This is a genomic window from Vreelandella malpeensis (assembly GCF_020622355.1).
Taxonomy (GTDB): Bacteria; Pseudomonadota; Gammaproteobacteria; order Pseudomonadales; family Halomonadaceae; genus Vreelandella; species Vreelandella malpeensis.
The window spans coordinates 679,829-694,216 of record NZ_WHVL01000001.1; the positions used below are offsets into that span (position 1 = coordinate 679,829).

The window sequence follows — 14,388 nt, forward strand, 5'->3', positions numbered from 1 at the left end:
TTTTCCTCAAGGCGCTTGACAACCCCAAGTTAATCCCCCGTAGCGGCTGCGAAACCTGAACGCTCCATGCTTTATTACAAGGCGCTGAATGCCTCATTATGATGCAGTCTTGTCAAGACGCGTTGGATCGTATTCCACCACGCCGAACCAACCGAGCCCCTCATACGTCTCGTAACCCGGCGTTCGGGCAAAGCAAACAAGCTTATCGCCCTCAGCATAGTAGCCTCGGATACGACTATCACGTTTTAAAGAGTAGCGGTGGCCCAGGCCGTCCGGCCGCGTATCGGCAATGATGCGCTCCTCGGCGTCGAGTAGCATGACTCGACTACGAGCTTTCTCCTGCTCGTCGAACCGTGCACCCTCCACCACGGCTTGGGCCTGGGGCGCCCAGTCGAAGAAAATACCCAACACCCCCAAAGGCTCGCCATCTCGCTCCCCTCTCTGGCGAATCGCCGCTGCATAAGTCGCCGCCGGCGCCTCATTGAGTAGCGGATTGTTCGCGATGTCGGCCACGGCGAAGGCATCGCCATCCAAGGTCGCCAACGCGCGCTTGAACCACGCCTCGCCCGCCACGTTTTTCCCCTGTACGCCGGGATAGCGCTCGGGGCGTCCGCTGGCGATCACTTGCCCCTCCTTATCCACTACCCAGAGATCGAGATACACCGTGTATGAGCGCAAGATAGTAGCCAGCCGCTGGCTGGCGTAAGCACGGCGACCCTCATCGGGCATTGTGACAGCCTCCACCACCGCGCTGTCGGTAGCCCACCAGCGTACGTCGCAAGAGCGCTCGAAAAGATTGCGGTCGATGATTTCGACAACGTTTAGAGCAATATCGGTGAAGCGCTGCCCGGTGAGCTCCTCGAGCATGGTCGCCCCGACAGTCTCGATGCTCTCAGTATGTGCCTCGACCTGCTGTCGAAAGTCGCGAGCGATAGTATTGATGCCGCCGGAGACCCGCCCCATCTCCTGTGCGACCACCGAAAATGCTGCGCCGCTGCTGCCCGCCCGAGCAGCCTCGATTCGCGCGTTGAGCGCCAGTATCTCCGTTTGCTGCATGATCTTCTCGATCATGCCGATCTTTTCACGCGTAATGGTTGCGATATCGAGGGCAAGTTTCAAAACGGTATTGTCGCGCATGCAAATCCCCTTGAGTGCTGGACCGACTTCACTGCCAGCCCTTTTTTTTATGAAGAATAAAAGCAAGATACGGGCCAGCAAGATTGCCGCCATAATGAACTCATCTGGCAAGCCGTGTTCCAATGAGGGCAAACGTCCAACGGAGGCACTCATGCCACACCCGAACCGCGACTCGAGAAACGCAGCCTGGCAGGCCGCCCATCAATGGCGAGCCAGGGCCGCCAACACCCAGCCCACCGGGCTTTTCGGAGCATTGAAGCTTATGCTGGTCTGGCTTGCTTTCGGTGCCCTGATGATCGTCGGAGTGGTGTTCGGGCTGATCTTTCTGCTGGTCGGCTGGGCCATGATGCCGTTCATGCGCCATAAGATGAAAAAGCGCATGGAGCAGATGCGCGCCGACCGTGCCCAGGATATCGGTGGCAATGTCCACGAGCACGCCTCACCTGCGAAAGGTGAGCATGTGACCCTCGAAGGCAGCTTTGAGGTGAAGAACGAGCGCTAGAGCGGCGCCAGTATCCAGCTAAAGGTGGCGACTAGCACTATGGGCATCACGACGAGACTTCCCAGGTTGCCGATCAGCACGATGGACGCCACCTTCTGCGGGGCGAGGTCATACTGCTCCGCCACCAGATAGTTGAGCACCGCCGGTGGGAGTGCAGCGAAGATCAGCAGGGTCGCCTGCTGCAAGGCGTCCAGCGGCAACCACAGCATCAGCGGCAAGGCCACTACCAGCCCCGACAACGGGCAGAGCAGCGCTCCCAGAAGCCCGGTGCGCCAGTCACCGAAATCCACCTCCAGAAGCCGCACCCCGAGCGCAAACAGCATCAACGGAATGCACACCCCGCCCAGCAGGTGCATCGCCTCCAGCAGCCACCCCGGCAACGCCACGTTACCCATGTTGACGGCAAGTCCGGCAATGCTTGCCGCCACGATCGGCATGCGCAGCAGACGCCAGAGCGGCGTGCGCGGATCGAGCATGTAAAGCCCTACCGAAAAATGCAGCAGCATCTCGACGATGAACACCACCACCGCCGCCGGCAGCGCCGCCTCGCCAAAGGCGAGCAGCAAAAGCGGTACGCCCATGTTGCCGGAGTTGTTGAACATCATCGACGGCAAGAAGACCCGAAGATCGAGTGCCAGCCACCGGGCAAGCGGCCAGAGCACCACGCCGGAGCCCAGCACCACGGCCGCCGCCGCCCCGGCGAGCCAGGCATAGTCCGACAACGGCGCCTGACGATCCGCCAACACGGCGAACACCAGCAGCGGCACGAACAGCTCCATGTTGAGCGTATTGAGCGTGCCGATGTCCGGCGTGCGAAGACGCCCGTAGAGCGCACCTGCGCCGGCGATTAGAAACACCGGCAAGAGCGTGGCGAGAATGTGGCCGGTCACGCCCCGTGTCCCAGAAAACGCTTCCAGAGCCGGGAGACCGTTTCACGCTGCTCAACGAGCTGATCCGCCTCCACCACGGGCTTGTCACCGGTCAACGCGGCGCGGTGAGTGCGGCTGCGGTAGGCCAGGTACGCCTCGCGTAAGGCGTGCGCTTCCTCGTCGCTCAGGTAGCCGTGCTCGGCGAGCGATTCCAGAATGCGGATGTTGTCGGAATGGGTGGTCAGCGCCGGGGTTTTCTCGGCCAGCGCCAGCACCCCGTACTGGCAGAGGAACTCGATGTCCACCATGCCGCCGGCGTCGTGCTTGAGGTTGAAGCGCGCCGCCTGGTCGACAGGCCGGGTACCCAGATGATCGCGCATCTTCTGGCGCATGCCCGCCACGTCCGCCTTGAGCGTTTCGAGCGCGCGAGGCCGGGCGAGCAGTGCGAGACGCAGCGCGTCGAACTTCTCGGCAAGCGCAGAAGGGCCCGCGACCACCCGCGAGCGCACCAGCGCCTGATGCTCCCAGGTCCAGGCGTTCTGGCGCTGGTAGTCGCCAAAGGCCTTGAGCGAGGTGACCAGAAGCCCGGCGTTGCCGGACGGGCGCAGGCGCATGTCCACCTCGTAGAGGCTGCCCGCCGGGGTGGTGGCGGTCAGAAGGTGGATGATGCGCTGCCCCAGGCGCGTATAGAACACCGGCGTATCCAGCGGCCGGGCGCCGTCGGTCGCGCCCTTGCCGTCACTGTCGTGCAGAAACACCAGGTCCAGGTCGGAGCCGTAGCCGAGTTCGATGCCGCCGAGCTTGCCGTAGCCGACGATCAGAAACGCCGGTTCGAACTCGCTCGCCCCCGGCGGCACGCCGTGCTTTTTCGCCACGTGCTTCCAGGCCATGGCCAGCACCGCGTCGAGAATCACCTCGGCGATGTAGGTCAAATAGTCGCTCACCTTCATCAGATGGCGGGTGCCGGCGATGTCCGAGGCGGCCACGTGCAGGGTTTTGGCGTGCTTGAAGACCCGCAGCGCCTCGAGCTGGGCTTCCTCGTCCTCCTCGGGCAGGCGGCTCAGGGTCTGGCGCAGCTCGTCGGCGAGCGCGGCCTTGTCCGCCGGGGTATAGAGCGTTTCCGGCGTCAACAGCTCGTCGAGCAGCAGGGGGTAGCGCGCGAGCTGGCGGGCGATCCACGGGCTCGGCGCACACAGCGCGATCAAGTGCGTGAGCGCCTGGGGATTCTCGCGCAGCAGCGCCAGATACGCGGTGCGGCGCAGCACCGCCTCGATCAAGGGCTGTACGCGTTCGAGCGCGGTGTTCGGGGCGTCATGCTCGGCCACGGCGTCGAGCAGCAGCGGCATCAAGGCATCGAGGCGTTCGAAGCCGATGCGCTGCATGCTCTGCACCGCGCGCGAGTGATAGAACCCGGTCAGACGCTTGAGTACCGCCGCAGGCTCGCCGAAACCGGCAGCCTCGAGCTTGGCGAGCGCTTCCTCCTCCTCGAGCTCGCCGCGCCACAGCAGGCGCCACTCGTCGAGCCCGACGCCTGCAGTGCTCTCGCCGTCGAGCTCCTCCTCGGGCTCGGCGATCACCGCGTCGAAGTGGCGGCGCACGCGCGCTCGCGCCGCCTCCAGCCGCTCGACAAGCGCCGGCCAGTCGGCGGCGTTCAGCGCGCAGGCGATGCGCGCGCGCTCACTTTCGTCCTCGGGCAGCGTCTGGGTCTGGCGGTCGTCGAGCGCCTGCAGCGCGTGCTCGACGTCGCGCAGCAGCACGTAATCCTCTTCGAGTTCCTCGACCACCGTCTCCGGCAAGAGTCCGAGCGCCGGCAGCCGTTCGAGCGCCTGCCGGAGCGAGGCGACCTGGAGCTCGGTGTCGCGCCCGCCGCGAATCAGCTGGAACGCCTGGACGACGAACTCGACCTCGCGAATGCCGCCGGAGCCGAGCTTGATGTTGCCCTCCATGCTCTTGCGCTTCACTTCGCGATTGATCATCGCCTTGAGCTCGCGCAGCGACTCGATCGCGCCGAAGTCGAGATAGCGCCGGTAGACGAAAGGGCGAAGGCTCGCCAGAAGCGCCTGCCCCGCCTCGATATCGCCGGCCACCGGGCGCGCCTTGAGCATCGCGTAGCGCTCCCACTCGCGCCCCTGGTCCTGGTAGTAGCTCGATAACATCGAGAAGCTGCCCACCAGCGGCCCGCCGTCGCCCAGCGGGCGCAGGCGCATGTCAACGCGAAAGGCGAAGCCATCCTTGGTGACCGCGTCGAGGGCGGCGATCAGACGCTGGCCGAGCTTGGTGAAATACTCCTGGTGGGCCAACGGCTTGCGCCCGCCCTGGGTCTCGCCCTTCTCCGCGAAGGCGAAGATCAGGTCGATGTCCGAGGAGAGATTGAGCTCGCCGGCGCCGAGCTTGCCCATGCCCAGCACCACCAGCCGTTGGGGTTGACCGTCGGCGCAAAAAGCAGGGCGGCCCCAGCGCGGGGCGTAGAAGGCCTCGAGCCAGCCAAGGGCGGCATCGAGGCACACCTCGGCCAGCTCGGTGACCGCCCGGGCGGTGTCCCACATGCCAAGCCCCGCGGGGCGCTCGAGATCGCGCCAGACGATGCCGAGCATCCGCGCGCGACGAAAGCGGCGGATCACGCGGTGCATGGCCTCCTCGTCCTCGATGCCCTCGAGCAGTGCCTCGAGCCAGGCGCGAAGCTCGGCCCTGGCCGGGGTGGCGTCGAGCTCGCCGCGCGCCGCCAGCGCCTCGAGCCAGTCGGGAAAACGGGCGAGCGTATCACCGGCGAAGCGGGAAATCCCCACGACCCGGCACAGCGCGCGGGTCGTTTCGGGGTCGAGCGCCTGGTAATAGCGCGAAGGCAGCGGCCGGTCGGTCATCGAGGCGACGTTGTCCGCCTTGTCGAGGGCGCTTGAGAGTGCTTCGAGCGCCTGCCGGCCATTCGTCCAGAGCGCCTCGGGAAGCGCCTGCCGGTACACCTTGTCATCCCACTGCATAGCCACCTCGTTGCCCGGCGCCGGCAAGGCGGCGCGGTGTGAAAAAAGCGCCTAGCCGAACAGCTTGACCCAGCCAAGCACGCCCCAGGTCAGCCCCGCCACGATCAGCGACAGCATGACTGCCGCCGAGCCGATGTCCTTGGCCCGCCCGGAGAGTTCGTGATGCTCGGTACCGATGCGGTCCACCACGTTCTCCACGGCGCTGTTGAGAAGTTCGACGATCAGCACCATGAACAGGCTACCCACCAGCATCAGCCAGGCGAGTGCGGTGTCCGCCAGCCACCAGGCCAGCGGCAGCATGATGGCGCAGATCACCAGTTCCTGGCGAAAGGCGGCCTCGTTGGCGAAGGCTGCCTTGAGCCCCTTCCACGAGTAGCGCGTGGAGTGTATCAGGTGGGTGATTCCGGTATGCCTTGGCTTCATTGCCTCATCCATCTCGTCGGTCGCGCCGTTCACTCCGGCGTCAGTTGGCCAGTATCATGGCGTCCAGATCCAGCGACAGCGGGTCGAGCACTTCCGGCCAGCTCAAGTACGGCGTGGAGCCGGTGCCGTTGACCAGCACGCTGAACACCCCCCAGCGGCCCTGGGCCGTACGAAAGTAGCCCGCCGCGGCGCGCACCGCAAACGGCTGGTTGAGGGTGCCGGTCTTGAGCATCACGTTGTTCTGGAACGTCGGCGAGCCGCGGCGTATGAAGCGCATCACGCCGTTGGCCGGCGACTGGAACGACGCCACGAAACTCGGGAAGAGCGCGCTCTGGCGGAACATGTCCTCGAGCATCACCGTCACGCCGTGGGCGGAGGTGCGATTCGCCGTGGTCAGGCCGCTGCCGCTTTCGAGCGTCAGCGGGCCGTGGCCGGGCAGCGCCCCGGCGTAGGCCTCGATCGCCCGGCCCGCCTGGTCGAGCTGCGCCTGGGGCGTCTCGACCAGGTTCAGCGCCAGCACGTCGGCCATGTAGTTGTTGGAGTAGTTCATGGTGCGCAGCAAAAGCTCCTGAAGGGGCTTGCCGTCCACCGCCGCCAGCCGGCTCGCCCCGGTGGGGCGCGCCGAGGTCACCCGCCACGGGTCGCGCACCGTGATGCCGGCCTGATTGAGCATGCCGAGCAGCACCTGAGCGGTCTGCTCGGCGGGGTCGCCGGCGCCGCGGTAGACGTCCTGGGCCATGGCGTTGGTGGAGATCTGCCCGGTCAGGCGCATCACGTCGCCGCGCTCGTCGGAGATGCGCTCGGCGCTGATCTCGGTGCCGCTGTTGGCGGGTACGGTCTGCACCTGGCTCTCCACCGTGATCAGCGGCAGAGGGCTATCGCACAGCCCGACGCGGGCGGGCGCGCCGGCCTGCGCCGCCGGGGCGACGTTGACGCACCAGGTGGCGAAGTTCACGCCCGCCGAGGTGAGCGGCGCGCTGTAGGCGTTGGTCACTCGGGTCTGGGCATTGCAGCGGTCGGTGGTCACGCAGGTCACCGGGCCGAAGCGCCATTGGCTTACGACCAGCGCGCCATCCACTTCGCGCACGCCGGAAAGCTGCAGCCGCTGCACCAGGCGCCAGAGATCCTCGCTGGTGAGCCCCGGGTCGCCGCCGCCCTCGAAGATCAGATCGCCGCGCAGCACGCCATCGTCGACCGGGGCGCTGCTGACCAGCGCCGTGGTGAAGCGGTGCTGCGGGCCGAAACGGTTCAGCAGTGCCGCGCTCATGTAGGCCTTGGTGACCGAGGCCGGCGAGAGCGCGCGTCCGGGCTCGAGGCTACCGAGCACCTCGCTCGAATCCGGTCCGAGCAGACGCGCCTCGGCGCTGATCGCGAACCCCTGGTCGCGCAGTTGGCCAAGACGGCTGAAATCCGCCAGCAGCGGCTGGCTCGCCAGGAGCGCCACCAGCGCCACGCCCGTGGTACGGACGAGCCAAAGGGGCTTTGAAAGGACGTTGCAACGACTCACGTTCACCTGCCTCGATACGCGTTGATGGGAAAAGGGAGCAGCGGGCGACCGGCGTCGACGGCACTCACCCGCGCGGCGCTCACGACAGGACCTCGCTCGGTGTCGTCAGCTCGCATACCAGCCGCCACAAGGGTTGGCCGCTCTGGTCGTACTTGGCCTCGAAGGGCGTCAGGTAGTCGCCCTCGGGCAGGATCGGCTCGACCCGGACGGGGCACCGGGCGGCAAGCCGCACGCACTCGGCGAACTCCTCGATGTACAGCGGCCAGTTGGAGCGTACCTCCAGGCGTCCGCCGAGTGCCAGAAGGGTAGGAAACACCGGGTGCCCGTGCCAGCGCATCTTGAGGTGCGAGGCCTTGGGGTAGGGGTTCGGGTAGAGCACGTAGTGGCGCACAGGCGCCCACCCCGCCGCCTGGGCCAGGCGCCAGAAATCCACCAGGTCCGCGCGCACCAGCAAGGCGTTGTCGGGCAGTGCGCCGTGCTCGCGGGTGAGCCGGCTTTCGCTGCGATCCACGCCGATCACGGCGTGGTCCGGGAACCGGGCCGCCAGGCGCCGTGTCGAAAGCCCCACGCCGCAGCCGGCATCGAGGATCAACGGTGCCCGGCGGGCCGCGTACCAGGCGCAGGCGGCGTCGAAAGCGCGTTGGTTGTGCGCCGCCACGGGCTTCTTGAGCGGATGCGCCAGCGCCCGTTCGAGGCGCCGGGCGAGATCCCGGTGCGGGCCGCTCTGATTGGAAGTGACGATTCGAGACGCCTGCTGCATGCCATCCCCTGATGGAAAAAGCGTGATTCTATCAGTCTCGAGCGCGCGCGGCATGACGCCATTGCGCCCCCGATGCTATGATCACGTCCAAGAGTTATATGGCGCTCAGCCCCGGGCCGTGTTCGTGGCGCCACTGAGCCAAACGTTACCCAACTATCGCACCACGAGGAATCCGGCTTGTCACATTTACCGGTGATTGTCGGCATGGGCGGCATCAATCCTGCTGGCAGAACCTCGGGCCACCAGGCCTTTCGCCGCACCGTGCTCGATGCGCTCCCCACCGATCTGAAGCGCCATACGCTGGAGAGCCTGGCGGCCCTGATGCGCCTGGCCGTTCACACCGAGCAGGGCTGGCAGGACGCCGACGGCGCCCCGCTCGACGCCCCCAGCGAGGCGCTTGGCGACCGGGTACTTAATCACACCCTGATTCGTCGCAACGAGGACCCGCGCTTTCTTGCTCCGGGCATGCCCGCCGCGCGTCAGGCCACGCTCGCGCTCGAAGCGCCCCTGCGCTTCACCCTGCGTCGGCGCCAGCTGCCGGAAAACCTGCCCGCCGACTGGCAGGTGAGCCCGGGCCACGATGAGCGCCACGTCCAGGTCACCGTGCCGGGGGGGGCGTTCGAGACGCTCTTGCCCGACGCCCAGACGCCCAAGGTCATCGCCGCCGCCCAGCTGCCGAGCGGCTTCGATCCGGCGAGCCTGTATCGCAGCGTGCACCACCCGCGCGGGCTCTCCATGGCAATCTTCGCCGCCAGCGACTGCCTGGGGGCCAGCGGCCTCGAGTGGGAAACCCTGCGCGCGCGGCTCGACCCGGACCAGATCGCCGTCTACGCCGGCAACTCCATCGGCCAGCTCGACGACGAGGGCTGGGGCGGGCTCATGAAGAGCCTGGTCAGCGGCAACCGCGCCACCTCCAAGCAGATGCCGCTGGGCTACGGCCAGATGCCGGCGGATTTCCTCAACGCCTACGTGCTGGGCAGCGTCGGTGCCACCGGCGCGGCACTCGGCGCCTGCGCGAGCTTTCTCTACAACCTGCGTCTGGGCATCAACGACATCCGTGAAGGCCGCGCCCGGGTGGTCATGGTGGGCACCTCCGATGCGCCGATCACTCCGGAGATCATCGAAGGCTTTCGTGCCATGGGGGCACTGGCGGACGATGCCAGCCTCAAGGCGCTCGATGCCCTCGAGCTTCTCACCGATGCGGACTACCAGCGCGCCTGCCGGCCGTTTGCCCAGAACTGCGGCTTCACCATGGCCGAGGCGAGCCAGTTCGTGCTGCTGATGGACGACGCGCTGGCCCTCGAAGTGGGCGCCGACATCCTCGGCGCAGTGCCCAACGTGTTCGTCAACGCCGATGGCTTCAAACGCTCGATCTCGGCACCCGGCATCGGCAACTACATCACGCTCGGCAAGGCAGCCTCCTTGGTGCGCGAGATGCTCGGTGACAAGGCGCTGACCGAGCGCACCTTCGTCCATGCCCACGGCACCAGCACGCCGAAGAACCGCACCACCGAGTCCCACGTGCTCCACGAGATCGCCTGCGCCAATGGCATCCATGACTGGCCGGTAGTGGCGATCAAGGCGTTCATCGGCCACTCCCAGGGGTCGGCTGCCGGTGACCAGCTGGCAAGCGCACTGGGCAGCTTTCAGCACGGGCTACTGCCGGGCATTCCCACCCTCGACGCGGTGGCAAGCGACGTTTTCGCCGAGCGGCTGCGCTTCTCGCGCAAGACGATCGAGTTTCGCGCCGACGCGAGCTTCATCAACGCCAAGGGCTTCGGCGGCAACAACGCCACGGGCGTGGTGCTTTCGCCCCAGGTCACCGAGCGGCTTCTGGTCAAGCGCCACGGCGCGGCGGCGATCAAGGAGTGGAAAACGCGCCGCGAGGCGGTACGCGAAAGCGCCCGGGCCTATCTTGCCCGCGCCGACCAGGGCCACTACGCCCCGCGCTACCAATTCGGCGAGGCGGTGCTCGAGGGCCCGGAACTCGGCATCGAGGCCGAACGCATCCATATTCCCGGCTACGCCCAGCCGGTGTCGCTGCGCGTCGACAACCCCTTCGGCCGTCTCGACGACGAGGAGGACGCATGAGTGCGAGCCACCCGACCATCGCCGTCTACCCGGGCACCTTCGACCCGATCACCAACGGCCATGTCGACTTGATCGAGCGCGCCGCGAAGATGTTCGATCGGGTAGTGATCGCCGTGGCCGAGAGCCCGGGCAAGAAACCTCTGCTTTCGCTCGAGACGCGCATCGCGCTCGCCGACGAGGTCTGCGCCGGACTTGCCAACGTCTCGACGATCGGGTTCTCGTCGCTTCTGACCACCTTGATGCGCGACCAGAACGCGCGGATCATCCTGCGTGGCATTCGCGCCGCCTCGGACTTCGAGTACGAGCTGCAGCTGGCCAACATGAACCGCGCCCAGGCGCCGGAGCTCGAGAGCGTGTTCCTCACCCCGGCGGTGGAGAACTCCTACATCTCGTCGACCATCGTGCGCGAGATCGCCAAGCTCGGCGGCGACGTCACACGGCTCGTGGCGCCGCCGGTCGTCAAGGCGCTGCGCGAGCACTATACTTGAGCACCGTTTCTACTTGAGCGCCGTTCCTGCTTGAGCAGCGATTCTTCTGCGTATTCGCCATTCACGAGGTAATAGCCATGGCCCTGATGATTACCGACGAATGCATCAACTGCGACGTCTGCGAACCGGAGTGCCCCAATGACGCGATCTCCCCGGGCGAGGAGATCTACATCATCGACCCGGGCCTTTGCACCGAGTGCGTGGGCCACTTCGACGAGCCCCAGTGCCAGCAGGTCTGCCCGGTGGACTGCATCCCGCTCGACCCCGAACGCCCGGAAACCAAAGAGCAGTTGCTGAAGAAGTACCACCTCATCACCGCCGCCTGAGTCCTTCGTGCGTATCTGGGCGCTCGCCTGGCCGATCATTCTCTCCAACGTCACCGTGCCCCTGCTGGGGCTGGTGGATACCGCCGTGGTGGGCCACCTGCCGGACGCGCGCTATCTCGCTGCGGTGACCCTCGGCGCCACCCTGTTCGGCTTTCTCTACTGGGGTTTCGGCTTTCTGCGCATGGGCACCACCGGGCTGGTCGCCCAGGCAGTGGGCCGCGACGACCCGGGCGAGGTGCGTGCCCTGCTCGGCCAGTCGCTGCTGATGGCCGGGGCGATCGGCACGCTGCTGCTGGTCGTCGGCACCCCCTTGATCAACGCGGGCCTGTGGCTGCTCGACGGTAGCCCCGACGCCCGGGCGCTGGCCTTCGAGTACGCCCGCATCCGGCTTTATTCGGCGCCGGCGGTGCTCGCCAACTACACCCTGCTGGGCTGGTTTCTGGGCCAGCAGAACGCGCGCGTGACGCTGCTGTTGATGCTGATCACCAACGGCGTGAACATCGCGCTGGACCTTCTCTTCGTGGTGGGACTTTCGATGACCGTCGACGGCGTGGCGCTGGCCAGCGTCATCGCCGACTACACCGCTCTGGCCGTCGGTGGCTGGCTGGCAGCCCGCCAGTTGCGCCGTCTGGAAGGGCGCATCCATCGAGCGCGGCTGTTCACGCTGGCCGCCTACCGGGCGCTGTTCAGCGTCAATGGTCACCTGTTCGTGCGCACCCTGGGGCTTTTGTTCGCCACCGCCTTCTTTACCGCTCAGGGCGCGCGCCAGGGTGACACGGTACTGGCCGCCAACGCGGTGCTTTTGCAGTTCATCATGCTGACCAGCTACGCCCTGGACGGCTTCGCCCACGCCGCCGAGTCCCTGGTCGGGCGCGCGTTCGGCCGCCGCGACTGGGCAGCGTTCGCCGCCACGGTGCGCAGCTGCGCACGCTTTTCGTTCTATACCGCCGCGGCGGCGGCGCTTGGCTTCGCGCTGTTCGGCAATGCTTTGGTCGCGCTGCTCACCGGGCTTGACGACGTGCGCGCCACCGCCGCGCTCTACCTGCCCTGGATGGTGGCGATGCCCTTGATCGCGGTGGGCAGCTACCTGCTCGACGGCGTGTTTATCGGCACCACAGCGGTGCGCGAGATGCGCAACAGCATCTTCGCCGGGCTCGCCGTCTATCTGCCCGCCTGGTGGCTCGGCCAGGGCCTGGGCAACCATGGGCTGTGGCTCGCCTTCACGCTGTTCATGCTCACCCGCTCGACGATGCTTGCCGCCTACTACGTTCACTACCGCCGAACCTGCTGGCGTCCCGGCCACGCCGCGCCCTGCCCCTTTGGTGGGGGGTGAAATAAACGCCTCGGGCTCGTATATTGATGTCGCACTCCAACAACGATCAAGGCGAGCCCCCCTATGCTACGGTTCATTTCCCGCCCCGCGGTCAAGCTGGTCGAGCGCTACCTGCCCGACCCTTACATCTTCGTGCTGCTGCTCACGCTGGTCGCCGCCGTAGCGGCCATCGCCGTGGAGCGCCAGACGCCGCTCACCGTGCTGCGCATGTGGGGCGACGGCTTCTGGGGGCTTCTGACCTTCTCGATGCAGATGCTTCTGGTGCTGGTGACCGGCTTCATGCTGGCAAGCTCGCCGCCGGTCAAGCGCCTGCTGGCCAAGCTTGCGGGCACCGCCAAGAGCGCCGGCGGTGCAATCGTGCTGGTCACGCTGGTGTCGCTGGCGGCGAGCTGGATCAACTGGGGCTTCGGGCTGGTCGTGGGGGCGCTGTTCGCCAAGGAGCTTGCCAGGCTCGTGCGCGTCGACTATCGCCTGCTGGTGGCCAGCGCCTACTCGGGTTTCGTGGTCTGGCACGGGGGTCTGGCGGGCTCGATTCCGCTGACCATCGCCACCGAAGGCCACTTCGCTTTCGACCAGATCGGCGTGATCGGCACCGGCTCGACCATCTTCGCCTTCTTCAATCTGGCCATCGTGGTCTGCCTGTTCGTCGCCGTTCCGCTGATCAACCGGCTGATGCTGCCGTCGGAAAAGGAGAGCATCTACATCGATCCCAAGCTGCTCGACGACGAGCCGGCTCCTCTCACCCGCACCACACGCCCGGCCGAAAAGCTCGAGAACAGCCTGGCGTTGTCGCTGCTGGTGGGGGTGCCGGGGCTTCTATTCTTGCTCGATCACTTCCTGCTGCGGGGCGGCAGCCTCAACCTGAACGTGGTCAACTTCCTGTTTCTGTTCGTGGCCATCGTGCTGCACCGCACGCCGCACAACCTGCTGACCAGCCTCAACGAGGCGATCAAGGGTGGCGCCGGCATCGTCATCCAGTTCCCCTTCTACGCCGGTATCATGGCGATCATGGTACAGTCGGGGCTGGCCCAGAGCCTGTCCGAATGGCTGGTGTCGTTTGCCAGCGCCGCGTCGCTGCCGTTCTGGTCGTTCATCAGCGCCGGGCTCGTCAATATCTTCGTGCCCTCCGGGGGCGGCCAGTGGGCGGTCCAGGCGCCGGTGATGCTGCCCGCCGCCGAAGCGCTGGGGGCGGACGTGGCACGCATCGCCATGGCGGTGGCCTGGGGCGACGCCTGGACGAACCTGCTGCAGCCGTTCTGGGCGCTGCCGGTACTGGCGATCGCCGGGCTCAAGGCCAAGGACATCATGGGCTTTTGCCTGGTGCAGCTATTCTTGACCGGCCTGATCATCTCCGTCGGGCTCACGTGGTTCTGACCCCGACGCGCCCGCCGAGGCGGGCGCTTCTCTTTCGACTTTGCAAGGTTTCGACATGACCCAGACCAGCGCCGACAACGCTCCCCTGCCCGGCCAGCGCGAACTCTCCATGACGGTGCTGATGACGCCGGACATGGCCAACTTCAGCGGCAAGGTGCACGGCGGTGCTATTCTGAAAAAGCTCGACGAGGTGGCCTACGCCTGCGCCAGCCGCTACTCCGGTCATTACGTGGTCACGCTCTCGGTGGACCAGGTGCTGTTCAAGCAGCCGATCATGGTGGGCGAGCTGGTCACCTTTCTGGCCAGCGTCAACCACGTGGGCCGCTCGTCGATGGAGATCGGCATCAAGGTGGTGGCCGAGGACATCCGCGAGAAGCTGATTCGCCACACCAACAGCTGCTATCTGACCATGGTGGCGGTGGACCGCGAGGGCAAACCGGCCCGGGTACCGCCGCTGACCCTCGAGACCCCGCTCGAGAAGCTGCGCTTCGAGAAGGCGGCACTGCGCAAGAAGCTTCGAAAGCAGGCCGAACAGGAAGAGCGGCTCGCCCAGCAGCACCTCACGGAAGAACGCTAGGCCCACCGCCCACCCACGAAAGG

Annotated in this window: 13 protein-coding genes; 7 read left to right on the forward strand and 6 right to left on the reverse strand. The window is 66.4% G+C overall.

Features of this window, described 5'->3' with window-relative positions:
- Positions 1–96 precede the first annotated feature (96 nt).
- A complete protein-coding gene (locus GEV37_RS03095) occupies positions 97–1,290 on the reverse strand; it encodes a methyl-accepting chemotaxis protein (protein WP_275951394.1) in 1,194 nt (397 codons plus the stop codon).
- Here GEV37_RS03095 and GEV37_RS03100 point away from each other — a divergent pair.
- The gene (locus GEV37_RS03100) at positions 1,289–1,639 is read left to right on the forward strand and encodes a hypothetical protein (RefSeq protein WP_227388704.1); all 351 of its coding nucleotides are present in this window, start codon (positions 1,289–1,291) and stop codon (positions 1,637–1,639) included. The two genes, GEV37_RS03095 and GEV37_RS03100, sit on opposite strands and share 2 nt — an antisense overlap.
- Here the strand turns inward: GEV37_RS03100 and GEV37_RS03105 are convergent.
- From GEV37_RS03105 to trmB, 5 genes are all read right to left on the reverse strand, one after another.
- A complete protein-coding gene (locus tag GEV37_RS03105) occupies positions 1,636–2,529 on the reverse strand; it encodes an AEC family transporter (protein WP_227388705.1) in 894 nt (297 codons plus the stop codon). The genes GEV37_RS03100 and GEV37_RS03105 overlap by 4 nt on opposite strands.
- Positions 2,526–5,486, reverse strand: a complete 2,961-nt coding sequence (gene glnE, locus GEV37_RS03110; RefSeq protein ID WP_227388706.1) for a bifunctional [glutamate--ammonia ligase]-adenylyl-L-tyrosine phosphorylase/[glutamate--ammonia-ligase] adenylyltransferase — start codon at positions 5,484–5,486, stop codon at positions 2,526–2,528. The genes GEV37_RS03105 and glnE overlap by 4 nt, the downstream gene beginning before the upstream one ends.
- A 51-nt stretch (positions 5,487–5,537) precedes the next feature.
- Entirely contained in the window at positions 5,538–5,909 is a 372-nt protein-coding gene (locus tag GEV37_RS03115) for a diacylglycerol kinase (RefSeq protein ID WP_227388707.1), read from the reverse strand.
- Between the two features lie 40 nt (positions 5,910–5,949).
- Complete coding sequence (gene dacB / locus GEV37_RS03120; protein ID WP_386111073.1) at positions 5,950–7,416, reverse strand: D-alanyl-D-alanine carboxypeptidase/D-alanyl-D-alanine endopeptidase; 1,467 nt, start codon at positions 7,414–7,416, stop codon at positions 5,950–5,952.
- Positions 7,417–7,495: 79 nt separating this feature from the next.
- Positions 7,496–8,176, reverse strand: a complete 681-nt coding sequence (gene trmB, locus GEV37_RS03125; RefSeq protein ID WP_227388708.1) for a tRNA (guanine(46)-N(7))-methyltransferase TrmB — start codon at positions 8,174–8,176, stop codon at positions 7,496–7,498.
- 204 nt (positions 8,177–8,380) lie between these two features.
- Between trmB and GEV37_RS03130 the strand changes: the two genes are divergently transcribed.
- The 6 genes from GEV37_RS03130 (at position 8,381) to GEV37_RS03155 (ending at position 14,365) form a co-directional block, all read left to right on the forward strand.
- Complete coding sequence (locus GEV37_RS03130; protein WP_275951398.1) at positions 8,381–10,267, forward strand: beta-ketoacyl synthase; 1,887 nt, start codon at positions 8,381–8,383, stop codon at positions 10,265–10,267.
- Entirely contained in the window at positions 10,264–10,755 is a 492-nt protein-coding gene (gene coaD, locus GEV37_RS03135; protein ID WP_227388710.1) for a pantetheine-phosphate adenylyltransferase, read from the forward strand. The genes GEV37_RS03130 and coaD overlap by 4 nt, the downstream gene beginning before the upstream one ends.
- A gap of 77 nt (positions 10,756–10,832) precedes the next feature.
- Positions 10,833–11,081 carry a YfhL family 4Fe-4S dicluster ferredoxin gene (locus GEV37_RS03140; RefSeq protein WP_227388711.1) on the forward strand — a complete coding sequence of 83 codons (249 nt, stop codon included), beginning with the start codon at positions 10,833–10,835 and terminating at the stop codon, positions 11,079–11,081.
- Between the two features lie 7 nt (positions 11,082–11,088).
- A complete protein-coding gene (locus GEV37_RS03145; RefSeq protein WP_227388712.1) occupies positions 11,089–12,414 on the forward strand; it encodes an MATE family efflux transporter in 1,326 nt (441 codons plus the stop codon).
- 63 nt (positions 12,415–12,477) lie between these two features.
- A complete protein-coding gene (locus tag GEV37_RS03150) occupies positions 12,478–13,788 on the forward strand; it encodes a short-chain fatty acid transporter (protein ID WP_227388713.1) in 1,311 nt (436 codons plus the stop codon).
- Positions 13,789–13,843: 55 nt separating this feature from the next.
- Positions 13,844–14,365 carry an acyl-CoA thioesterase gene (locus tag GEV37_RS03155; RefSeq protein ID WP_227388714.1) on the forward strand — a complete coding sequence of 174 codons (522 nt, stop codon included), beginning with the start codon at positions 13,844–13,846 and terminating at the stop codon, positions 14,363–14,365.
- The last annotated feature ends 23 nt before the right edge of the window (positions 14,366–14,388 follow it).